The sequence below is a fragment of the Pseudomonas sp. B21-056 genome, from assembly GCF_026016325.1.
Lineage (GTDB): Bacteria > Pseudomonadota > Gammaproteobacteria > Pseudomonadales > Pseudomonadaceae > Aquipseudomonas.
The window spans coordinates 1,573,009-1,593,621 of sequence record NZ_CP087203.1 but is presented as its reverse complement, the minus strand read 5'-3'; the positions used below and the strand labels follow the sequence as shown (position 1 = coordinate 1,593,621).

General features: G+C 61.2%; 21 protein-coding genes and 1 pseudogene. 8 read left to right on the top strand and 14 right to left on the bottom strand.

Features of this window, described 5'->3' with window-relative positions:
• The 4 genes from LOY67_RS07160 to LOY67_RS07145 all read right to left on the bottom strand — a co-directional run bounded on the left by LOY67_RS07160 (position 1) and on the right by LOY67_RS07145 (position 3,476).
• Positions 1–1,287: an MFS transporter gene (locus LOY67_RS07160; protein ID WP_265066556.1), complete on the bottom strand. Its 1,287-nt coding sequence runs from the start codon at positions 1,285–1,287 to the stop codon at positions 1–3.
• Positions 1,288–1,611: 324 nt separating this feature from the next.
• Positions 1,612–2,154, bottom strand: coding sequence for a DUF2937 family protein (locus tag LOY67_RS07155; RefSeq protein ID WP_265066555.1), 543 nt, complete (start codon positions 2,152–2,154; stop codon positions 1,612–1,614).
• A gap of 12 nt (positions 2,155–2,166) precedes the next feature.
• Positions 2,167–2,943 (bottom strand): class II glutamine amidotransferase, encoded by a 777-nt coding sequence (locus LOY67_RS07150; protein ID WP_265066554.1) that lies wholly within the window; start codon positions 2,941–2,943, stop codon positions 2,167–2,169.
• A gap of 32 nt (positions 2,944–2,975) precedes the next feature.
• A complete protein-coding gene (locus tag LOY67_RS07145) occupies positions 2,976–3,476 on the bottom strand; it encodes an MFS transporter (protein WP_265066553.1) in 501 nt (166 codons plus the stop codon).
• Between the two features lie 90 nt (positions 3,477–3,566).
• Between LOY67_RS07145 and LOY67_RS07140 the strand changes: the two genes are divergently transcribed.
• On the top strand, positions 3,567–5,621 hold the full coding sequence (locus LOY67_RS07140; RefSeq protein WP_265066552.1) for a S9 family peptidase: 2,055 nt from the start codon (positions 3,567–3,569) through the stop codon (positions 5,619–5,621).
• Positions 5,622–5,816: 195 nt separating this feature from the next.
• Positions 5,817–6,290, top strand: a complete 474-nt coding sequence (locus LOY67_RS07135) for a cyclic nucleotide-binding domain-containing protein (RefSeq protein ID WP_265066551.1) — start codon at positions 5,817–5,819, stop codon at positions 6,288–6,290.
• Between the two features lie 131 nt (positions 6,291–6,421).
• Here the strand turns inward: LOY67_RS07135 and LOY67_RS07130 are convergent, their stop codons facing one another.
• Positions 6,422–6,709 carry a hypothetical protein gene (locus LOY67_RS07130; RefSeq protein ID WP_265066550.1) on the bottom strand — a complete coding sequence of 96 codons (288 nt, stop codon included), beginning with the start codon at positions 6,707–6,709 and terminating at the stop codon, positions 6,422–6,424.
• A gap of 75 nt (positions 6,710–6,784) precedes the next feature.
• Between LOY67_RS07130 and LOY67_RS07125 the strand changes: the two genes are divergently transcribed.
• From LOY67_RS07125 to LOY67_RS07110, 4 genes are all read left to right on the top strand, one after another.
• Positions 6,785–7,471 (top strand): spermidine synthase, encoded by a 687-nt coding sequence (locus LOY67_RS07125; protein WP_258631780.1) that lies wholly within the window; start codon positions 6,785–6,787, stop codon positions 7,469–7,471.
• Between the two features lie 48 nt (positions 7,472–7,519).
• Positions 7,520–7,894: a YajD family HNH nuclease gene (locus LOY67_RS07120; protein WP_003184246.1), complete on the top strand. Its 375-nt coding sequence runs from the start codon at positions 7,520–7,522 to the stop codon at positions 7,892–7,894.
• Positions 7,895–8,079: 185 nt separating this feature from the next.
• Entirely contained in the window at positions 8,080–8,550 is a 471-nt protein-coding gene (locus LOY67_RS07115) for an RNA methyltransferase (protein WP_003198862.1), read from the top strand.
• Between the two features lie 77 nt (positions 8,551–8,627).
• Positions 8,628–9,005 (top strand): DUF2892 domain-containing protein, encoded by a 378-nt coding sequence (locus LOY67_RS07110; protein ID WP_265066549.1) that lies wholly within the window; start codon positions 8,628–8,630, stop codon positions 9,003–9,005.
• A gap of 100 nt (positions 9,006–9,105) precedes the next feature.
• On the opposite strand, the gene LOY67_RS07105 is transcribed toward LOY67_RS07110, so the two are convergent.
• The 8 genes from LOY67_RS07105 to LOY67_RS07070 form a co-directional block, all read right to left on the bottom strand.
• The gene (locus LOY67_RS07105) at positions 9,106–10,338 is read right to left on the bottom strand and encodes a hypothetical protein (protein ID WP_265066548.1); all 1,233 of its coding nucleotides are present in this window, start codon (positions 10,336–10,338) and stop codon (positions 9,106–9,108) included.
• A gap of 32 nt (positions 10,339–10,370) precedes the next feature.
• Positions 10,371–10,820, bottom strand: a complete 450-nt coding sequence (locus tag LOY67_RS07100) for a YcgN family cysteine cluster protein (protein WP_265066547.1) — start codon at positions 10,818–10,820, stop codon at positions 10,371–10,373.
• Between the two features lie 209 nt (positions 10,821–11,029).
• A complete protein-coding gene (locus LOY67_RS07095; RefSeq protein WP_265066546.1) occupies positions 11,030–11,962 on the bottom strand; it encodes a D-2-hydroxyacid dehydrogenase in 933 nt (310 codons plus the stop codon).
• Between the two features lie 123 nt (positions 11,963–12,085).
• Positions 12,086–12,379 carry a YcgL domain-containing protein gene (locus LOY67_RS07090; protein ID WP_265066545.1) on the bottom strand — a complete coding sequence of 98 codons (294 nt, stop codon included), beginning with the start codon at positions 12,377–12,379 and terminating at the stop codon, positions 12,086–12,088.
• The gene (rnd, locus tag LOY67_RS07085) at positions 12,376–13,509 is read right to left on the bottom strand and encodes a ribonuclease D (protein WP_265066544.1); all 1,134 of its coding nucleotides are present in this window, start codon (positions 13,507–13,509) and stop codon (positions 12,376–12,378) included. Before rnd ends, LOY67_RS07090 begins: the two co-directional genes overlap by 4 nt.
• A 121-nt stretch (positions 13,510–13,630) precedes the next feature.
• Entirely contained in the window at positions 13,631–14,272 is a 642-nt protein-coding gene (locus LOY67_RS07080; RefSeq protein ID WP_265066543.1) for a class I SAM-dependent methyltransferase, read from the bottom strand.
• A 69-nt stretch (positions 14,273–14,341) separates the two neighbouring features.
• Complete coding sequence (locus LOY67_RS07075; RefSeq protein WP_265066542.1) at positions 14,342–15,991, bottom strand: phosphoethanolamine transferase; 1,650 nt, start codon at positions 15,989–15,991, stop codon at positions 14,342–14,344.
• A 166-nt stretch (positions 15,992–16,157) separates the two neighbouring features.
• Positions 16,158–17,540 carry a glutamine synthetase family protein gene (locus tag LOY67_RS07070; RefSeq protein WP_265066541.1) on the bottom strand — a complete coding sequence of 461 codons (1,383 nt, stop codon included), beginning with the start codon at positions 17,538–17,540 and terminating at the stop codon, positions 16,158–16,160.
• A 516-nt stretch (positions 17,541–18,056) separates the two neighbouring features.
• Here LOY67_RS07070 and LOY67_RS07065 point away from each other — a divergent pair.
• A pseudogene (locus LOY67_RS07065) lies at positions 18,057–18,329 on the top strand (LysR family transcriptional regulator); the annotation flags it as partial.
• Positions 18,330–18,380: 51 nt separating this feature from the next.
• On the opposite strand, the gene LOY67_RS07060 reads toward LOY67_RS07065, so the two are convergent.
• The gene (locus LOY67_RS07060; RefSeq protein ID WP_265066540.1) at positions 18,381–18,743 is read right to left on the bottom strand and encodes a 5-carboxymethyl-2-hydroxymuconate Delta-isomerase; all 363 of its coding nucleotides are present in this window, start codon (positions 18,741–18,743) and stop codon (positions 18,381–18,383) included.
• Positions 18,744–18,991: 248 nt separating this feature from the next.
• On the opposite strand from LOY67_RS07060, the gene LOY67_RS07055 reads away from it, so the two are divergent.
• Positions 18,992–20,139, top strand: a protein-coding gene (locus tag LOY67_RS07055) for an IS3 family transposase (protein ID WP_265067689.1) whose coding sequence is annotated in 2 segments (ribosomal slippage) — positions 18,992–19,247 and positions 19,247–20,139 — 1,149 coding nt in all. Because the reading frame shifts where the segments join, the coding sequence is not laid out codon by codon here.
• The last annotated feature ends 474 nt before the right edge of the window (positions 20,140–20,613 follow it).

The following is a 20,613-nucleotide window of genomic DNA, read 5'->3' as shown; positions in this document are numbered from 1 at the left end:
TTACTCGGCGTCCAACTGTTTGCCCTGGGTTTCCGGCAGGCTCAGGGCCGCCAGGATCACCACGCCGTAGGACACTGCCGCGAATGCACCGATGCCGACACTCAATGGCACCTTCTGGCTCAGCAGGCCGATCAGCAGCGGGAACAGTGCCGCCAGTGCCCGACCGATGTTGTAGCAGAAACCCTGGCCCGAACCGCGGATGCGGGTCGGAAACAGTTCGGTGAGGAACGAGCCCATGCCGCTGAACATCCCCGACGCGAAGAACCCCAGGGGAAAGCCCAGCCAGAGCATCACGTTATTGCTCACCGGCAGTTGGGTGTACAGCAGAACGATGACGAACGAACCGATGGCGAACAGGACGAAGTTCTTCTTGCGGCCCAGGATATCGGTCAAATAGGCGCTGATGACATAACCCACATAGGAGCCGACGATCACCATCGCCAGGTAGCCACCGGTACTCAGCACGCTCAAGCCACGTTCATTCTTCAGGAAGGTCGGCAGCCATGAGGTGATGGCGTAGTAGCCACCCAACGCACCGGTGGTCAGCAACGAGGCGCGAATCGTGGTGAAGAGAATGCCGGGGGCGAAAATCTCGTAGAACTTCGCCGGATTGCTCGGTTCCTCGCGGGCCTTGGTCTGGTTATAGATGTCCGGATCCTTGACCAGGCGCCGGACGAAAATCACGAATATCGCCGGGACCAGGCCAAGCATGAACAGGGCGCGCCAGGCGTCTTCCGGTGCCAGCACCGAAAACAGCAGCGCATACAGAATCGCCGTCATGCCCCAGCCCAGCGCCCAACCCGCTTGCACCATGCCAACCGCCTTGCCACGGTCCTTGGCGCGGATCACCTCGCCCATCAGCACCGCGCCGGCGGTCCATTCGCCACCGAAGCCGAAGCCCATCAGGGTACGAGCGATCAGCAGTTGTTCATAACTCTGGGCCAGGCCACACAGGAAGGTGAAGAAGGCGAACCACAGCACTGTCAGTTGCAGGGTGCGGACCCGACCGATGCGGTCCGAGAGAATACCGGCTACCCAGCCGCCGATGGCCGAGGCGATCAGGGTGCTGGTGTGGATCAGCCCCGCCTGGCCGGTGGTGATGCCCCACATCGCGATCAGGGTCGGCACCACGAAGCTGAGCATCTGCGTGTCCATGCCATCCAGGGCATAACCGATCTTGCAGCTCCAGAAGGTGCGGCGTTCCTGCTGATTGATGTTGCGATACCAGTCGAACGGACCGGAACGGGCCTGGGATTGGGGGACGCCGAGTGTGTCAGGGGCACTCATGGTGGTTCTCCACGGTTTTATTGTTATAAGCCTCGACGCTGGAAGCGCTGAGGCCGGTTGCCCCGATTCTTGGGCCCACGGCGCGGCGCGTCCAACGAATAAAACTGCGGACGGGTCATAAGAAAAAGTTGATTGGGTGGGGAACGGTGGAGTGTCTGGTTGGAATGCTGTTGTGGCGAGGGAATTTATCCCCGCTGGGTTGCGCAGCAGCCCTGAAACCAGGCAATCAGGTGTATCAGGCAGATTGAGTTGGCTGATTTGGGGCTGCTACGCAGCCCAGCGGGGATAAATCCCCTCGCCACAAAAAAAGCTATCAGGGTTGCGTCAAAGCCCGCGCAAATCGCGCTCTTCAATCGGCCGGCTCTGACGCAGGCGTTTGCCGCCCAGTACCACCCAGTCGATCAGGCGGAACAGGCATTCCAGGCCGAACGACAGCAGCATGGCGCCGCTGATGCCCCAGATCATCGCTTCGGGGGTCAGCAGGATCTGGTAGCTGTAGCCGTTCCAGGTTTCTTTGCGAATATCCGGATCGGCGGCCAGCGCCACTTGCAGCAAACGGATATACCAGGGGCCTTGCATTGCCTGGAATTGCTTGTCCAACGCCTGCTGGCGCACCAGCAGGGTGTTCAGGCTGTCGGCATCGCTGCGAAAGATAGGGTCCTCGCTGGCACGGTAATGGGCCACCAGGGCCTGCATGTCACCTTTGAAAAACTGGTTGGCAGTGCCCTGGAACCCCTGCAGGCCGGCCTGGGCCTCGATCAAGTGCGCTTCGACGCGCTTGGCGTAATCGCTGATGAAACCCGGCACCTGGACCCCGACCAGCAGGCCAATCGCAAACAACACCAGCCGTAGATAACTGAGCAACATAACGTGACGTCCTTATTCGGTACGGCCATGGCTGACGCATTCGCCGCGTCGCCACAGGCTCCATTGGCCCGGTTCGTAGCGGGTCCAGGTTTCGTTTTCGGTCAAGGGTTCGGTGGCGATCACCGTGACCACGTCGTTGGGCGTGGTTTCGGCCTGGAAATCCACAATCACATCCACATCCTTGAGCCGCGCCGGGCCAAACGGCGCGCGACGGGTGATCTGGGCCAGTTTGGTCGAGCAATAGCAGAACAGCCAGTCGCCATCGCTGAGCAGGCAATTGAACACGCCCTTGCTGCGGTACTCGGAACAGGCCTGGATCAGCGAGGGCAGCAGCAGTTCCACCTCCACCGGCTCCGGAAAAGCCTGGCGCACGCGGTTGAGCAGGTCGCAGAACGCCGCTTCGCTGTCGGTATCGCCCACCGGACGGTAGAAACTCACTCCCGGCTGGAAACCGGCAAGCTGGCCGTTATGGGCAAAACACCAGTTCCGTCCCCACAATTCACGCACGAACGGGTGGGTGTTGGACAGGCAGACCTTGCCGACGTTGGCCTGGCGGATATGCCCGATCACCACTTCACTCTTGATCGGGTAACGCTGCACCAGATTCGCCACTTCCGACTCGCTGCTGGCCGCCGGGTCCTGGAACAGGCGCAGGCCGCGGCCTTCATAGAACGCGATGCCCCAGCCATCCCGGTGCGGCCCGGTCTTGCCACCGCGCTGCATCAGCCCGGTGAAGCTGAACACGATGTCGGTCGGCACATTGGCACTCATGCCCAGTAACTCACACATGCTCGGACTCTCGCTTGAAGGGGCAGGCCGGATTACAGACGCGGCTCGATACGCGAACGCTGGGGATTGCTCGGCACCGGCGGGCGACCGTAACGGTCATCACCGGCCACGCCGAACGGCGGCTCGTCATCCTCTGCATCAGCCGCGGCGGCAGCGGCTTTCGCGGCGGCAGCCCTTTCCTTGCGAGCGCTGGAGGCACGCTCGATGGGGAAGCGGATCAACGCGAAGATCAAGTAGACGCCGAAAGCAATCATGCCGTACATGAGCAGGTCGGACGCTGCCCGCCAGACGTTGTTGCCGACCTTGAACAGGATGTCCAGGGCAACAATGGCCACGGCCGGGGCAAACTTGTCCTTCACCGGGTCGACAATGGTGGGGCAGAACAGCAACACCGCCATCAGCAACCGCAGCGGCTCGCGCAACCAGCGCCACATCCAGCGGGTCATGCGCATCCATACCAGCAGGCAGCCCAGTGCGGCGAAGGCGTAGAGGCCCCAGGCGATCAGATAGTCGTTCTCGGTCATGGTGTCCATGGCAAGGCAGGCAAAGAGGCGCTTATAGTAACGGCTTTTCGCTCGTCAGGCTGCCCAGACGTGCGCCATGATTATGTTCGAGAGCCTTTCATGTCCTTATCCGCCCATGTTTCCAACGCCCCGGTCGCCCGCAAGGACGCCGGTGTCGACCCGTATGCCTGGTTGCAGGAACGCGATACCGACGCCGTGCTCGACTACCTCAAGGCCGAAAACCGCTTCCAGGAAGACCAGCTCGCCGACCAGGCCGAACTCCGGGAAACCCTGTTCCAGGAAATCAAGGGGCGGATCCTCGAGACCGATCTGTCCCTGCCCTCGCCCTGGGGCCCTTACCTGTATTACACCCGTACCACGGCTGGTGACGAATACCCGCGCCACTACCGCTGCCCGCGCCCGGCGGACGACAGCCTGACCGTGGACGAAAGCCACGAGCAACTGCTGCTCGACCCCAACGCACTGGCAGGTGGCGGCTTCTTTTCCCTCGGCGCCTTCAGCATCAGCCCCGACCACCAGCGCCTGGCCTACAGCCTGGACACCACGGGCGACGAGATCTACACGCTGTTCGTCAAGGAGTTGTCCAACGACAAGGTCAGCGAATTGTCCTTCGAGGACTGCGACGGCAGCATGACCTGGGCCAACGACAGCCTGACGCTGTTTTTCGGCGAACTGGATGACACCCACCGACCGCACAAACTCTGGCGCTATCGCCTGGATGGCACCGCCGCCGAAGAAGTCTTCCATGAACCGGACGGCCGTTTCTTCCTGCATTGCTACCGCTCGAGCTCCGAACGGCAGTTGATTCTGTCCCTGGGCAGCAAGACCACCAGCGAAGCCTGGGTACTCGATGCCACCCAACCGCAGCAGCCCTTCACCTGCCTGGCGCCACGGGTGGAAAACCATGAATACGACGTCGACCACGGCCTGCTCGACGGCCAGTGGACCTGGCTGATCCGCAGCAACCGCGACGGCATCAATTTCGCGCTGTACCAGGCCCTCGATGCCGGCGTAGCGCCGACCGAGGCTGACTGGCGGAACCTGATCCCCCACAGCGACACGGTGATGATCGATGGTCTGAGCCTGAACGCCGGCGCCATGACCTTGAGCCTGCGCGAAGGCGGCCTGCCGATCATCGAAGTTCACCCACAGGATTTGCCGGCTTATCGCGTGCAACTGCCGGACGCAGCCTACAGCCTGCATGTGCAGAACAGCCTGGAGTTCGCCAGCGAGCGCATCCGCCTGCGTTATGAAGCCCTGAACCGCCCGGCGCAGATCCGTCAGTTGGACCTCGCCAGTGGCGAGCAGGTGGTGCTCAAGCAAACCCCGGTGCTGGGTCCGTTCGACGCCGATGCCTACGTCAGCCAGCGGCTCTGGGCTACGGCACCGGACGGCACGCAGGTGCCCATTAGCCTGGTGGTCAAGCGCGAGGCCCTCGGGCAACCGGTGCCGCTGTATCTGTATGGCTACGGCGCCTATGGCGAGAGCCTCGACCCGTGGTTTTCCCATGCGCGGCTGAGCCTGCTGGACCGTGGCGTCGCATTTGCCATTGCCCATGTGCGCGGCGGTGGCGAGCTCGGGGAAGCCTGGTATCGCGCCGGCAAGCAGGAACACAAGCACAACACCTTCAGCGACTTCATCGCTTGCGCCGAGCATCTGATCGCCAAGGGGTTTACCCGCGCCGACCAACTGGCGATCAGCGGCGGCAGCGCCGGTGGTCTGCTGATCGGCGCGGTACTCAATCAACGCCCGGAACTGTTCAAGGTGGCGATTGCCGAAGTGCCGTTCGTCGATGTGCTCAACACCATGCTCGACCCGGACCTGCCACTGACCGTCACCGAATACGACGAATGGGGCAATCCGGAGGAGCCGGACGTCTATGATCGGATCCGGGCCTACGCGCCATACGAAAACGTCCGCGCCCAGGCGTACCCGGCGCTGTTGGTGATCGCTGGCTACAACGACAGTCGCGTGCAGTACTGGGAAGCGGCCAAGTGGGTGGCGAAGTTGCGCGCCACCAAGACCGATGACAACCCATTGCTGCTCAAGACCGAACTGGGTGCCGGTCACGGTGGAATGAGCGGGCGCTACCAGGGGTTGCGTGACGTAGCGCTCGAATATGCATTTGTGTTGAAGATTTTGGGCCGGGGTTGAGGAACTCTGTGGGGCGGGCGGGTCTTAGCTCCATGCGCAAACTCTAATGCTACACGGCCCCATGTGGGAGCGAGCCTGCTCGCGATGGCGGCGGATCAGCCGGTTTCAATGCTGCGTGACCCACCGCTATCGCGAGCAGGCTCGCTCCCACAAAGGCCCTCATTCGCCTGAACTATACGAACAGACCGTAAAGACATGCCAGAACCAACCTTGTTGAACACAGAAATCCGCGACTGGCTGATGGACTGCGGCCTGTTCGATCAGTTGCTGCCTGTCGACTTCGCCGCCGCGTCGGGCTATTTCAGCATCAGCGCCATCGCCCAGGGCGAAGCGATTTTCCGTGAGGGCGACGCCGGCAGTTTCATGTGCATCATCCACACCGGCCAGGTGGCCGTGCAAAAGACCGGTCCCGACGGGCAACCGGTGACCATCGCCACCCTGCGCAGCGGCCGGGCGTTCGGTGAAATGGCTGTGCTGGATGGCGAACGACGCTCGGCCAGTTGCATCGCGGCCAGTGATTGCCAACTGCTGAACCTGGGCAAGGACTCTCTGGAGAAAATGCTCAACGACGCCCCCAAGGTCGCCGCAAAAATCATCCGCGCCCTCGCCGTCTCCCTGTCCAAGCGCCTGCGCATGGCTGATGGGCAGTTGTTGTCGCAGCAGGTCTAGCTGCACATCAACCCTGTGGGAGCGAGCCTGCTCGCGATAGCGGTGGGTCAGTCACATGGATATTGATTGATCCGGCGCTATCGCGAGCAGGCTCGCTCCCACAGGGTTCTTCATTCACCTGGGACATGGGTTCAGCCTCCCGGCGACTTGACCTTCGGCGGCTTCACCTCCATCCCTGGCAACGGCTGATCCTTCGGCGGCCTGGGCATTTCAATCGGCGGCAGCAAGGGCGGCCCGGCATTTCCGGGGCCGGCGCTGGGCACACTGCTGGGCGCGACCGGTGGGTAGGGCATCGGTGTGGCGGTACCGGGCGAACCGGGGATGCTCGGAGGGTTGACCGGAATCGTCGGCTGCTGGGCCTGTGCATAACTTATTGAGAGCGCCGCCAGGGCAATGGCCGTTAGAATGATGCACTTCATCAATGGCTCCGTGGCTACTGTCTGTCTTCAGGCTAGTCCTTACCGGGCCGGTCTGCCCTTGTCCATGAGATTTCCATGAAACGTTTTGTCCTGCTCGACACCACTCCCATCCCTGACAATGGCGGTGCCCTGTGCCTGTTCGAGTACGGCGAAGACTTCGTCATCAAGATCCAGGGCGGTGACGGCGGGCAGTTGATGAACACCCGCATGCACGGCTCCGAAGACGCCCTGGCGGAAATTCCCTGCCGCAAGGTCGCCGGTCGTCCTGGTTCTCGCGTGCTGATCGGCGGCCTCGGCATGGGTTTCACCCTCGCCTCGGCCCTCAAGCACCTGGGTAAGAACGCCGAAGTGGTGGTGGCCGAGCTGGTGCCCGGCGTGGTGGAGTGGAATCGTGGCCCCCTGGGCGAAAAGGCCGGGCGGCCGCTGGAGGACCCGCGCACGGTGATCCGCCTGGAAGATGTGGCCAAGGTGCTGCAAGCCGAGCCCCAGGGTTTCGACGCGATCATGCTGGATGTCGACAATGGCCCCGAAGGCTTGACCCAGAAGGCCAACAGTTGGCTGTATTCGGCCGGCGGCCTGGCCGCCTGCGCCAAGGCCCTGCGACCCAAGGGTGTGTTGGCGGTCTGGTCGGCCAGCGCTGACCGACAGTTTTCCGACAAACTGAAGAAGGCCGGTTTCAAGGCCGAAGAGGTGCAGGTGTTCGCCCATGGCAACAAAGGCACCCGCCACACCATCTGGATTGCCGAGAAGCTCAAGGGCTGAGCTAAACTTCGTACAACCGTCATCAGTCTTTTTTACAAAGGTGAACCCATGAGTTCGTCAACACCTCCTTCCAATACCGCGAAGTTGGACCGCATCCTCGCCGACGCCCAGCGTGACCGGGAAATGGGTTACCGCGACAAAGCGCTGAAAATGTACCCCCACGTCTGCGGCCGCTGCGCCCGTGAATTCTCCGGCAAGCGCCTGAGCGAACTGACCGTTCACCACCGCGACCACAACCACGACAACAACCCGCAGGACGGTTCCAACTGGGAACTGCTGTGCCTGTACTGCCACGACAACGAGCACTCGCGCTACACCGACCAGCAGTACTTCGGCGACGGCTCCCTGAGCACCCCGAAAATCGCCAAGGCGACTCACAACCCGTTTGCCGCGCTGGCAGGGTTGATGAAGAAAGACGAGTAACCGGTAGGGCACTGAGCGCCTGTCAGGCCCTCATCGCGAGCAGGCTCGCTCCCACAGGAAATCGCATTCCAATGTGGGAGCGAGCCTGCTCGCGATGGCGGAGCCCCCTTCACCGCCAATCTCGAAACTGACCACCCTCCCCCATTCCCCGTATAATCGCGCCTTTTCCCAAAGGCACCCCGCCCGTGGCCAACAAACGCTACAGCTGCATCGGTCTGTTCAACCCCAAATCACCGGAAAACGTCGGCTCGGTCATGCGTGCTGCCGGCTGCTACGGCGTGGCGTCGGTGTTCTACACCGGCAAGCGCTATGAACGCGCCGCCGACTTCGTCACCGACACCAAGAAAGTCCACTACGACATTCCGTTGATCGGCATCGACGACCTGAAGAAAATCCTGCCCCTGGGCTGCGTGCCGGTGGCCGTGGAGCTGGTGGAGGGCGCCCGCCCCCTGCCTGAATACACCCACCCGGACCGGGCGCTGTATATCTTCGGCCCCGAAGACGGCTCGCTGGACAAAGACATCCGGGATTGGTGCGAAGACGTGGTGTACATCCCCACCACCGGTTGCATGAACCTGGCAGCCACGGTCAACGTCGTGCTGTACGACCGCATGGCCAAAGGCAACAACACCCGCTCGGGGCCGCAATTCCGCTGACCGGTGGGAAATTCCATGGAACGACGGATTCGCTCCGGCAGTCAGCTTTATACCAATCCCCACACTGGAGACAGACCATGAGCGATAACAATCCGTTCGAGCCGATCGAGAGCACCCCGTTCCAATCCCGCCCTGCGCAAAACGTGCACGGCTGGGAACGCGCGGGCTCCCTGGCCGGCGGCGTGCTGATGATGGGCAAGGGCTTGCGGCGTGGCGGCATCATTGGTCTGGCTCAACTGGCCATCGGTGGCATGGCGCTGGCACGGGGCATTACCGGGCATTGCTCGGCCAAGACGCTGCTGGAGAAGAGCCGCCAAAACCTGAGCAGCGCCCGCGCCCGGATCGAGCAGGCCGGCGATGAACTGAGCCGCATGAAGGCCAACGCCGAGGCGGCCACCGGCACGGCTACGGTGACGGGGAATGATTCGTTGGATTCGCCGAAGGCTGGGCTTTGAGCGGAAAACTGCGCTGGGGCTGATGGCCCCATCGCGAGCAGGCTCGCTCCCACATTGGAATGCGCTTCCCTGTGGGAGCGAGCCTGCTCGCGATGCGGTATTACTGGAGTAACCGGTTATCCAGCACAGTAGAAGCACCACCCAGAATGCTCTCACTGAGCTGCACGAACTCCCGGGTGTCGACCGTCTCCAGGCGCATCGCGGCCTGCAGGACGTCATCGAGGGAGCGCTTGTTACGGGTTTTCAAACGAATCTCCCGATCCAGCTCCTGCAGCAACAGCACCGCCTTGGCCTCCATCGCGGGGCTGACCTGCTCGCCGCGCAGGGTCGTCACGCCCTGGCTGTCCCGGGCAAGGCGCTCATTCAGAGTCTGGTAACGCTCGTCGCTCATGCCGCCGGCGCGGCGTAGCAGTTCGATGGCGTAGTACTCGGCCAGGCCTTCGCTGATCCAGTCGCTGCGTTCACGGTCGTGGACACGGGCGAGTGTCTGCACCAGCTCCCGCAGCAACGGGCTGGTGCCCCGTTCGCTGACCAGTGGCGGGCGGCTGTGCAGGTAGATCGACTCATGACCCGCCTGGGCACCCCGCCACATCGGGTCCTGGGCTCCGACAATCAGCAACTTGGTGGGGTGGCGCGGTATCAGCGCCTGCACCTGCGGCCAGACAAAGGTCAGCAGTGTCAGCACGTCCATCCGGCGCATGCCCTGGCCTCGGGGTGAGGCTACGGTGACTTCGGTTTCGCCCAGGCGCGTGCGGCGGCTGCCGAGTTTACCGGCCAGCATCCAGCCCGTGGGACGGTCGAACAGGCGCGAAGGGTTGTCGATGCGAAAACGTTGCTTGCCGATGCGCGGCCAAGGCGTCTCGATGCTTTTCCAGCCGGTGGGCAATTCAACGTCCAGACGTGCCACCAGTTCGACGCCATCCTGCTGGTCGAGCCGGGCCGACGGCACCAGGTCATCACCGCGCAACAAGGCCCAGCCCGGCGTCATGCGGGTTTCGAAAGTGCCGTTCTTGCGCCCATGGCTGATGCGCACGCGGTAGGTCAGGCTCGCCTTGTCGGCGCTCGGGCGCCAGAGGCCTCGCGCGGTCTTACCCGGCGTAAGCTGCCATTGACCGTCCGCCTTGAAATCGCTGTAGCGACTGCCGTCGCCGAGGTCGAAATCCAGGCTGCGCACCGCCGAGCCTCGGGCCAGGGTCATGCGCACTTCGGCCTGATCGCTCTGCGGCAACAGGTGCACGTGATAATCCAGATCGACTTTCTGCGCCGCCCACAACGGTGCGCACACCGCCAGCAGCCCAACGGCCGCCAGCATCCGTTTCAATCCTGCGCCCATGGGCTCTCCCCGGTGATGCAACGCCCGACGATTCAGCCGGCGCGAAAAATCAGATGATCTTCCCAATCGTCTTCGGGCACGCTGCCTTCGGCCAGCATGCGCCCGGACTGGGAAATGCGTTCGTGGTGCACAGCATCGCGGTCACCACAGACCAGATGGTGCCACAGCGGCAGGTTCTTGCCCTCGCTGACCAGCCGGTAAGCGCAGGTCGGCGGCAGCCACTTGAACTCATCGGCCTTGCCCGGCGTGAGCTGGATGCAATCGGGAACGGACTCGCGGCGGCGCGGGTAATCGGTGCACTGGCAGGTTTTCAGGTCCAGCAGCTTGCAGGCGATGCGGGTGTAGTAGACGCTGTTATCGTCTTCGTCTTCGAGTTTTTGCAGGCAGCACAGGCCACAGCCGTCGCACAGCGATTCCCACTCCTGCGCATCGAGCTGATCGAGGGTCTTGCGGATCCAGAAGGGTTCGACTTTGGCGGCCATGGCTCGAGCATCAACATCAGGTGGTGAAAAGGCCGACAGTCTAGTGCCGGGACTTCTTCAGGCCAAGCGTTGGCGACTGTCGGTAGGGGGGCAATGCCACCCTGTGGGAGCGAACCCGCTCGCGATGGCGGTGGATCAGCCAGCGTCAATGTTGACTGACACACCGCTATCGCGAGCAGGCTCGCTCCCACAGGTTTTGATTGGTGGGGTCAGTACCCTCGGGTGAAGTCCACTTCTCCGCGCAAGGCTTCGCCGGCCTGGTAGGCGCGCAGGTTATCCAGGAACAGCTGCATCATCAGCGGCGGCGAGGTCGGTGCCGAACTGTGCCCGGTCAGCAGCAGGCCCCAGGCTGTCCAGAACGGATGACGCTGCGGTAACGGTTCCTGCCGGCAAACGTCGATCACTGCGCCGGCCAGGTGCCCGTCTTTCAAGGCTTGCACCAGGTCCGCGTCCACCACGGCCACGCCGCGGCCAACATTGATGAACAGTCCGGTGGGCTTGAATTGCTTGAACAGCGCCGCGTCATACACATCATGGGTGTGGGGCGTGTTGGGCAGCAGGTTGATGACGTAATCCACTTCGCCGACCAGGCGCGGCAGATCCTGCATCGCCCCGACTTCGACGAAAGGCGCCAGCTCCCGTGCCTCGCTGGCAATGCCATAGAGCTGAACCCCGAACGGCACCAGGAATTGCGCGATCCGTTGACCAATATCACCGGTCCCGACGATCAGCGCCTTGCGCCCCGCCAGGCCCTGCCCCTGGCGGTTGTCCCACTTGCGTTCGACCTGGCTGACCAGCCGCGCCAGCACTTCGCGCTCATGCCCGAGCATGTAGGTCAGTACGTACTCCGCCATCAACTGGCCGAAAATGCCCACCGCACGGGTCAGCCGGTAGTCACGTGTCAGCCCCTCGGCCAGCAGCGGCGTGATACCCGCCCAGGTCGATTGCAGCCACCGGGGTCGATGACCCTGGCGCAACAGGGTGGCCAGCAGATCGGGCTGGCCCAGCCAGACCGTGCAATCGGCAGCCAGCCGCGACAATTCGGCGGAGTCGCCGCTGGTCAGCACTTCGATATCGGGTGCAGCCTGGCGCAACAGTTGGGCATATACCGCGTGGTCGTGTTCGGCAATCAGAACGCGCATGAATCAAACCTTTCAAAAACAGTGCAGACGAACGCCGACAGAGTGTCGCTCCATCCATGCGGCGATCGTCAAGAAAATCCAGTGTGTCTCAAGAGGCCCCAGGACGGGTGCCTCGGTATCGCCTCAGACCGGGTCGTTGCGTCGCAGCAACTCTTCGGGCAAATGTTCGATGTACTCGTCTTCGGCCGGCGGCATCTGCAGGTGATAACCCTGGGTGTCGAGGTTCTCCAGTACCTTGTTGATGTCCTCCCGGGACAACTGCCGCTCAGGGCTCAGGACCAGGTCGAAGGCATGGATCGCCTTGCCAAAGGCATTCATCAACGGCTCAGGCACACGGGCCAAAGCATCGCTCTTGAGCACATACAGGTACATCTCGTTTTTCTTCGAGCTGCGGTAAATGGAGCAAATACGTTTCAAGGCTGTTCTCCGGCAGTGGCCAGGCTGTCGAGCAGCGCCTGGCCCATCAGTTCGCGGCGCCAGCCACGCAGCGAATCAGGCAGTTGGTAAGGACCCTCGGGGAAGCCGCTCTTGATCAGCGCTTCGAGGGTTTTCTTGCGCAGCATCAGTTCCGGGGCAATGCCCAGGCGTTCGGCTTCAGCCTGCCCCAGGGCCCGCAGACGCTTGACCAGCGCCGCGGCCTCGATGGGCAACGGCTCGGCCACGGCCGGCGGCCATTGCTCGGGCGGTACGCTGGCAGCGCGCTTGATCAAATCCAGCAGGAACTCGCCGTCCTGGCGCACGGTACGCGGATGCATGTCTTCAATTTTCGCCAGCGCACCGATGTTATCCGGCTGGGTACGGGCCAGGGGCCACAGCGAATGCTCGCGAACGATGCGGTTACGTGGCAGGTCACGGGCCCGCGCCTCTCGCTCGCGCCAGGCGCAGAGCTCACGCAGCACGGCCAATTGCGCACGGGACAGTTTCCAGGCCAGCTTGGCTTCGCGGTACACCTCATCAGGGTCGACTTCGCGGCGCAGGTTGGCGACCAGCTCAGCGCCGTCCTCCAGCACCCAGGCGTACTTCTCATCGGAAAGTTTGGGACGCAGTTGTACGAAAACTTCAGCCAGGTGCACCGCATCTTCCGCGGCGTAGCTGATCTGCGTTTCGGACAGCGGCCGTTGCAACCAGTCGGAGCGGGTCTCGCCCTTGGGCAACTCGATGCCCAGTACATCCTGAACCAGACGCGAGTACCCCATGGAGAAACCCAGGTTCAGGTACGCAGCAGCCAGTTGTGTATCGAACAGCGGCGCGGGCAGGCTGCGGGTCAGGCGCAGCAGGACTTCAAGGTCTTCGCTGCAGGCGTGCAGCACCTTGAGCACGGCCGGGTTCTCCAGCAGCGCGGCCAGGGGCTGCCAGTTGTCGATGGTCAAGGGGTCGATCAGGTAGGCACGCTTGCCATCGCCGATCTGCAGCAAACCGGCGATGGGGTAAAAGGTGTCGACCCGCATGAATTCGGTGTCGAGGGCGACGAAGGGCAACTGCTGCCATTCGGCGCAAAACCGACCGAGGCTATCGTTGTCGCGAATCCAGTGAATATCGATGGCCACACGGCTCTCCCTTGAAGAATGGCGCGCAGTATATATCGCCGTCAGCGATTGCGAGCATCCATAGAGCATGAGCCTGAGAGAAATCGCCTGCGCAACGGCAAGAATAGTCCTACATTGGAAGCTAACTGGTCTTACGCAACACATAAACCCGCGTCAACGCAAAACCGGGCAGGAAGTCCTGGTGCCACAGCACGTTGAAACCCGCCTGGAGGAACTCGGCCTCGACATCAGCCTTGTCCGCCAGGTTTCGTTGCGATGGATGGCCAAGCTTGAAACGTCCGTCGATTTGCACCGATACGATGACCGTGTCGCGACTGACCCGATGAAACTCGCGCAGCAGCGCCAGGCGATGCTCACTGGCACTCACGTGGCGAAACAATTGCAGGCAACAAATACAATCCACCGCGTTTTCCGACAGCCCGATGGTAAACGCCGAACTTGGAAAGGTCTTGACCCGGTTGAGCAACGCGCCGCCATGGTGGGTAAGTGCGTGGTCAAGCATATCCTGCGATGGATCCGCCGCCAGGATCACCCGGTTGGCATGTTCGGCCAGCACCGGCCAGAACCGCCCTGCCCCACACGCCACGTCCAGCACCAACCCCGGCTCACCGGCCACTTTCAGGGCGTTGCGCACCATGTGCTCATCACGCCAGAACGCCAGGCGCAACCGTCGAGGCGCCGGCTGGGAGCAGACTTGCGCATGCTCCTGGTCGTGATGCCTGGCGAACTCAAGCTCGACGGTGGAGGGGGATAGCCCGGACATACGAACGGCTCTTGGATAATGGACAGATAACAGCTTAAACGGCGCGGCGTGAAAAAAAGGTGTAGGCAATCACTCCCGCGCCAACACACCGTCAATCACTGAGCCGCGACAGCCGGCGAACAGATCCAGGTCGCGGTTATAGACCTTGCTGTTGACCTCCAGCAACCCGAGCATCGAGTGAAACAGGTTGTCCTGGCTCAAGGGCTTTTCCCGACTCATCTGCAGGCAATGGGTGTCTACGGCGAAGGACTTCTGATAGCTGTCGGAAAACCAGGCGAGCATCGCCACATGCTTCTGTTGCTCCGGGGCCAGCATGTAGGGCGTGCCATGGAGAAACAGGTTGTATTCGCCCAGGGACTCACCGTGGTCCGACAGGTACAGCATGGCCGTATCGACCTTGTCCTGGTTGGCCCGCAGCAGATCGATCAGGGTCGACAGGACATGATCGGTGTACACCAGCGTATTGTCGTAGCCGTTGACGATGCTTTCGCGGCTGCAATTGTTCAGCGCATTGCTTTCGCACACCGGCGTGAAGTGTTCGTACTCCTTGGGATAACGCTTGAAGTACTCAGGCCCGTGGCTGCCCATCTGGTGCAGGACCAGCACCGTGTCCCTGTCCAGGGTGTCGATGAAATGCTGCAGTCCCTGGAGCAGGATCTCGTCCCGGCACTCGCTGTTGGCGCACAGGGCCGGATCCTTGAGATTGCTCACGTCCTGCAGGGTGACCCGGTCGCAGGTACCTTTGCAGCCAGACTGGTTATCCCGCCAGATCACCTCCAGACCCGCGCGCTGGAGTACATCCAGCAAGCCTTCCTCATGCTTGGCCTTGCTGGCGTCGTAGTTCTTGCGGCCCATGTTGGAAAACATGCATGGCACCGACACAGCGGTTTCGGTACCGCAGGAATGCACATCCGTGAAGGCGATCAGGCCGGCCTCGTGATTCAACTTCGGCGTGGTATCACGGTTGTAACCGAGGATGCCGAAGTTCTCGGCCCGGGCGCTCTCCCCTACTACCAGTACGGTCAGGGACTTGCGGGTATGGGTCTGCCAGGTCGGATTGCGACTCGCATCCTCGCCCAGCTTGACGAACGGTTGCTTGGCCGACACGACCTGCTCGCGCAGGTAGCCGATCGAAGCACCGATATAGTTGCTTGGCACGATCATCAGGCGCAATTCGTGGTGGTTGCGAAACAGGGAAGACAGACCCTGGTAATTCGCCAGGGCGACCACGCCAATCATCGCGGCCGAGGCCACGCCGACCATCAGCTTACTTAGCAACTCTTTAGGCCAGCTACGGTACTTGATTGGTGTCTTGAACAATAACCAGGAGGGTAAGACACCAAGTAACCCGAGATAGGCAAATAACTTCAGCGACAACAGATCACGGACTTCGGTGGCATTGGTTTCAGCAAAGTTGCGCAACATGCCGACGTCGATCAAGACACCGTATTGGCCCATGAAATACGCCACGCCGGCGCTGATCAGGAAGATCAGCATCAGCACGGGCTTGAGCAGCGGACGGAACGCCACGAGGGTCAGTACCAGGTTGAATGCACAGAAAATCATCACGCCAAAGGCCGCGCACATCAGCAGGCCCCGACCGTCAGCCGCCGTGATCGTCAGCAGGTGTTGCCAGAGAATGACGTTGAAACCAACTAATAAAAAGGCACTGGCGAGCAGCGTCACCCACTCGGGGCGCACGGCTTTAATGGTCAGCATGATGGTGGGCGTTTTCCTGAAAGTTGCTCTTTGGAGAAGAAGTGCCTAAGGAAAGTGTGAAAAATTCGTTTCCTACGGCAGCACAAACTTTAGGCAGCCCACCATCAATTTTTCGTGAAAAAGTTGCTATTAAATTATTATTTAAGTGACAAACCTGACGCAGTCGTCAGGCTTGATTCAGGTACCAGCGCCAGTCCTGCTCCCCCACCTCGCCCATGAACTGACGGTATTCGGCGCGTTTGACTGCCAGGTAAACACCAAGGAATTCGCCACCGAAGGCTTCTTGTGCCCAGACCGAGGCCTCGAGCGCGCGCAGGGCGGTGAGCCAGTCGGTGGGCAATAAACGGGTCGCTTGCGCATATCCATTGCCTTCGACGGGCGCAGCGGGATCGCACTGTTCCCGTATGCCACGGTGAATGCCGGCCAGTATCGCCGCGGCCGCGAGGTACGGGTTGGCGTCGGCGCCACAGACGCGATGCTCGATGTGCCGGGAAAAGGCCGGACCGCCTGGCACCCGCAGGCTCACGGTGCGGTTGTCCACGCCCCAGGTCGCCGTCAGGGGCGCGTAACTGTTGCTCTGGAATCGCCGGTAGGAGTTGGCGTTCGGGCAGAACATCAGCAACGAATCGAGCAGGGTGTCGAGCATTCCGCCTATCGCCCAGCGCAGCAACGGCGTGCCATCGGCGGCCTCGCTGGCAAACAGGTTATTGCCCTCGCGGTCCGCCAGGCTGACGTGCATGTGCATGCCGGAACCCGCCAGATGATCGAACGGCTTGGCCATGAAACACGCCAGCATGCCATGTTTATGCGCCACGCCCTTGACCAGTCGCTTGTAGCGCACGGCTTCATCCATGGCTTGCAACGCATCGGTGCGGTGTTCGAGGGTGATTTCCACCTGGCCCGGGGCGTATTCGGAAATGGCCGTGCGAGCCGGAATGCCCTGGAGTTTGCAAGCCGCATAGAGGTCCGCCAGGAACGGCTCGATCTGCTCCAGCTCGCGCAGACCGTAGACCTGGGTGGCACGCGGCCGGCCACCATCGGCATCCCGCGCCGGTTGCGGCCGGCCCTGGCTGTCGCGTTGCGCATCCAGCAGATAGAACTCCAACTCGGCCGCCATCACCGGGTAATAGCCGTCGGCCTGCAAGCGCTCGACCACTCGGCTGAGCAGATAACGCGGATCGGCGATGGCCGCCGGCATGCCTTCCTGGGGATGCATGGCGACCTGCACGGCAGCGGTGGGAATCAACCGCCACGGCATGCGTTGCAAACTGCCGCTGATGGGGTAGGCCCGGCAATCGATATCACCGACATCCCACACCAGCCCCGAGTTTTCCACATCATCACCGTTGAGGGTCAACCCGAGGATCGTGCTCGGCAGCGGACGGCCGCTTTCATAGACCGCCAGCAATTCATCCCGGTGCAACAACTTGCCCCTGGGCACGCCATTGTTGTCGAGGATAAACAGTTCGAACAGTTCGATATCCGGGTGCTGGGCTAGGAATGCCCGGGCTTGTTCAACGGGCGCAAAAACAGGATTGGCAATGCTCATGAGAATGCTCGTATTTCCATGTCGGACGAACGCCTAGGCGCCGTCAGTCTGTGCCCACCATGAGCGGACACCGTGAGTGATCAACAGGAAATACGGACATCTGGAGGACGGGCGTGACGGCAATGCCAGAGGGCCCAGAAAGCCAGCTCAGAAGGCAAGGCACACAATGACGGAGCGAAGACAGGCGTGAGTCGACCGACCGGACCGACCGGGGCAGATGATGGGTACAGGCATGCTGCAGGCCGACCGTCCATAAGCGCATCACAGGAAACACACCCCGGGAGCGTCCCACGCCGACCCGCGTCGTTAAACCTGGATTTGATGGAGCATGGATGGGAATGCGCTAAACAATCTCGGTACGCGTAAGACATTCTGTTCGTCGTATTCCCTACAGAATCTGTCCCGTTCCCGACAGCGAAACAGTCCCGACGGCATTCACTTGGGACCATCGTTCCGTTAGGATCACGGATCTTGTTTGCGCAAGATCCGCGCAAGGAGCACAGCGAGAAGCAACGGATGCTAAACAGTAACTCCCTCAGAAAGCTCGATATGCAAGACCTCATGGTGTTTAGCGCCGTGTACGAGCAAAGCAGTGTCAGCAGCGTGTCCGAGGCATTGTGTGTCAGCCAGTCGACGGTGAGTTACTGCCTGAAGAAACTGCGGACCTGCTTCAAGGACGAACTGTTCATCAACACCCGCACCGGCATGCGTCCCACGTTCAAAGCCGAAGGCATGTACGACCATGTGCGCACCATCTTGCAAAGCATCAATCTGTGCCATGCCGGTGCAGGCTCACCCCTGCCAGATTGCCTGGCCGTGCACCAGGCTGACGCTTGAGCTTCAGTTGTCGAGGATAGCCTTAGCGTAGCAGCCGCGATCCATATCGACGATCTCAACGCTGAACTGCACGCTGAGACCGGTCGGCCACGGGCCCAGGTCCTGAATCACGGTCAACAGGCTTTCTCCCAGTTGCTTCTTGATTTCCGGCGAGCGACCGCTCAGCAACGCCAACTGCACGTGCACGAAACCACGCTCGCCCAAACCGGTACCCACCCGGAAATGCTCGACCTTCACCGCCCGGCTCTTGATGTCCGTCTCCGCGAACTGACCGGACGCCACCAGCGCGTTGTTCAAGCGCAGCAACGCGACGTCGGCGTTCAGCTCGGGCAGGTTGGCGGTGTATTCGATGTGCAGGTGAGGCATGGGTTCGACTCCGGTTCGAAATGTGACGAGGTAAATTCAGCCGACGCAACCATACCCCTACTTGGCGCTCAAGCACAGAATCCTGTGGTTAAATCCCCCTCCGGGACTAAGCACAGAGCTTTTTGGTTAAACCAGATTCCAGGGATAAACACAGAACTTTGTGGCGAGGGGATTTAGCGAAACGTTGAGCTGGTCTAATGGCCCCGGACACCTCAATGGGTGAAACTACACCCATTGAGGAATATTCCATGACTAAGAAATACAGAAAATTCGACGCCGAGTTCAAGCTGAAGGTCTGCAAGATGATTGTTGATCAAGGTCTGAGCGTGAACTCGGTTTGTACCGATTTAGGCCTGAGCGACACCGCCGTGCGCCGCTGGGTTCAGCAGTATCAAACCGAGCAGTCGGGCGGTACGGGGATTGGCAAACCATTGACCAGCGACCAGCAGCGTATTCGCCAGCTTGAACAGCAAGTCCGCGAACTGAAGACGGATAATGACATATTAAAAAAAGCTACGGCCTTCTTTGCCCGCGAGTTGAAGTGATCCACCAGTTGGTTCACCAAATTCAATGCAAGGCCTACCCGGTGGCGCGTATCTGCCGGGTGTTGCGGATCAGTCGTTCGGGGTTTTACGAAGCTCGTCAGAGGCGTTTGAAGCCAAAACCTGTGTGCTCGGTTGCCGCTCAGCTCAAGGCTGCCTTCGTGTCCAATGAACACTGTTATGGCAGTCGTCGTTTGGTGAAAGCGCTGCGTGACACTGGCGTCTCCGTTGGGCGGAACAAGGTCCGCCGCCTGATGAAACAACAGGATTTGCGCCCGATCTGGAAACGCAAGTTCGTTCATACCACTGACAGCAATCACAATTTTCCGGTGGCTGAAAACCTGCTCAATCGCCAGTTCAACCCCGAGCGCATCAACCAGTCGTGGGTCGCTGACATCACTTACATCCGCACCCGCAGCGGCTGGCTGTACCTGGCGGCCGTCATGGACCTGTACTCACGCAAGATCGTGGGCTGGGCCATGGCACCCCACATGCGGGCAGAGTTGGTATGCAGTGCGATGCAACTGGCCATCGCGCAGAGGCAACCAGAACCGGGCCTGATCGCACACTCGGATCGAGGCAGCCAGTATGCCGGTACGGACTACCAGGACTTGCTGAAGCGGCATGGAATGCGTTGCAGCATGAGTCGCAAGGGCAACTGCTGGGACAATGCGGTCATGGAGCGCTTCTTCTTGAATCTGAAGATGGAGCGTGTTTGGCGCAAGGATTACGCCAACCATGGCGAAGCGATCAAGGACATCACGGACTACATCGTGCGGTTCTACAACGGAAGGCGAATCCATTCATCCTTGGGCTATTTACCGCCCAATCAGTATGAGCGGCAAGCAGCCTGAAAAACACCGATTGAGGTGTCCGGAAAAAGTTGACCACCTCACGTCGCACCGCCCCGCTGGGCTGCGAAGCAGACCCAAAAATCCAACTGTCGCTGCGGCGTGTCAGGTCCAACGCAGAGGGCCGCTTCGCGCCCCAGCGGGGATAAATCCCCTCGCCACAGAAAGCCATGTACTGCTCTAACCGAGCAATTGCGCCGAAACCCCGCGCTCACTCATGAACGCCTCCAGCCGAGACCGCAACCAGCGTTCCGCCGGATCGCTCAAGCACAGAATCCTGTGGTTGAGTCCCCCTGCGGGACTAAGCGCAGAGCTTTTTGGTTAAACCAGATTCCAGGGATAAACACAGAACTTTGTGGCGAGGGGATTTATCCCCGCTGGGCTGCGAAGCAGACCCAAAAATCCAACTGTCGCTGCGGCGTGTCAGGTCCAACGCAGAGGGCCGCTTCGCGCCCCAGCGGGGATAAATCCCCTCGC

Bases quoted from the DNA above. Each gene is read 5' to 3' on its own strand.
- LOY67_RS07160 (WP_265066556.1), bottom strand. From the start codon at position 1,287: ATGAGTGCCCCTGACACACTCGGCGTCCCCCAATCCCAGGCCCGTTCC.
- LOY67_RS07155 (WP_265066555.1), bottom strand. From the start codon at position 2,154: ATGTTGCTCAGTTATCTACGGCTGGTGTTGTTTGCGATTGGCCTGCTG.
- LOY67_RS07150 (WP_265066554.1), bottom strand. From the start codon at position 2,943: ATGTGTGAGTTACTGGGCATGAGTGCCAATGTGCCGACCGACATCGTG.
- LOY67_RS07145 (WP_265066553.1), bottom strand. From the start codon at position 3,476: ATGGACACCATGACCGAGAACGACTATCTGATCGCCTGGGGCCTCTAC.
- LOY67_RS07140 (WP_265066552.1), top strand. From the start codon at position 3,567: ATGTCCTTATCCGCCCATGTTTCCAACGCCCCGGTCGCCCGCAAGGAC.
- LOY67_RS07135 (WP_265066551.1), top strand. From the start codon at position 5,817: ATGCCAGAACCAACCTTGTTGAACACAGAAATCCGCGACTGGCTGATG.
- LOY67_RS07130 (WP_265066550.1), bottom strand. From the start codon at position 6,709: ATGAAGTGCATCATTCTAACGGCCATTGCCCTGGCGGCGCTCTCAATA.
- LOY67_RS07125 (WP_258631780.1), top strand. From the start codon at position 6,785: ATGAAACGTTTTGTCCTGCTCGACACCACTCCCATCCCTGACAATGGC.
- LOY67_RS07120 (WP_003184246.1), top strand. From the start codon at position 7,520: ATGAGTTCGTCAACACCTCCTTCCAATACCGCGAAGTTGGACCGCATC.
- LOY67_RS07110 (WP_265066549.1), top strand. From the start codon at position 8,628: ATGAGCGATAACAATCCGTTCGAGCCGATCGAGAGCACCCCGTTCCAA.
- LOY67_RS07105 (WP_265066548.1), bottom strand. From the start codon at position 10,338: ATGGGCGCAGGATTGAAACGGATGCTGGCGGCCGTTGGGCTGCTGGCG.
- LOY67_RS07100 (WP_265066547.1), bottom strand. From the start codon at position 10,820: ATGGCCGCCAAAGTCGAACCCTTCTGGATCCGCAAGACCCTCGATCAG.
- LOY67_RS07095 (WP_265066546.1), bottom strand. From the start codon at position 11,962: ATGCGCGTTCTGATTGCCGAACACGACCACGCGGTATATGCCCAACTG.
- LOY67_RS07080 (WP_265066543.1), bottom strand. From the start codon at position 14,272: ATGTCCGGGCTATCCCCCTCCACCGTCGAGCTTGAGTTCGCCAGGCAT.
- LOY67_RS07075 (WP_265066542.1), bottom strand. From the start codon at position 15,991: ATGCTGACCATTAAAGCCGTGCGCCCCGAGTGGGTGACGCTGCTCGCC.
- LOY67_RS07070 (WP_265066541.1), bottom strand. From the start codon at position 17,540: ATGAGCATTGCCAATCCTGTTTTTGCGCCCGTTGAACAAGCCCGGGCA.
- LOY67_RS07060 (WP_265066540.1), bottom strand. From the start codon at position 18,743: ATGCCTCACCTGCACATCGAATACACCGCCAACCTGCCCGAGCTGAAC.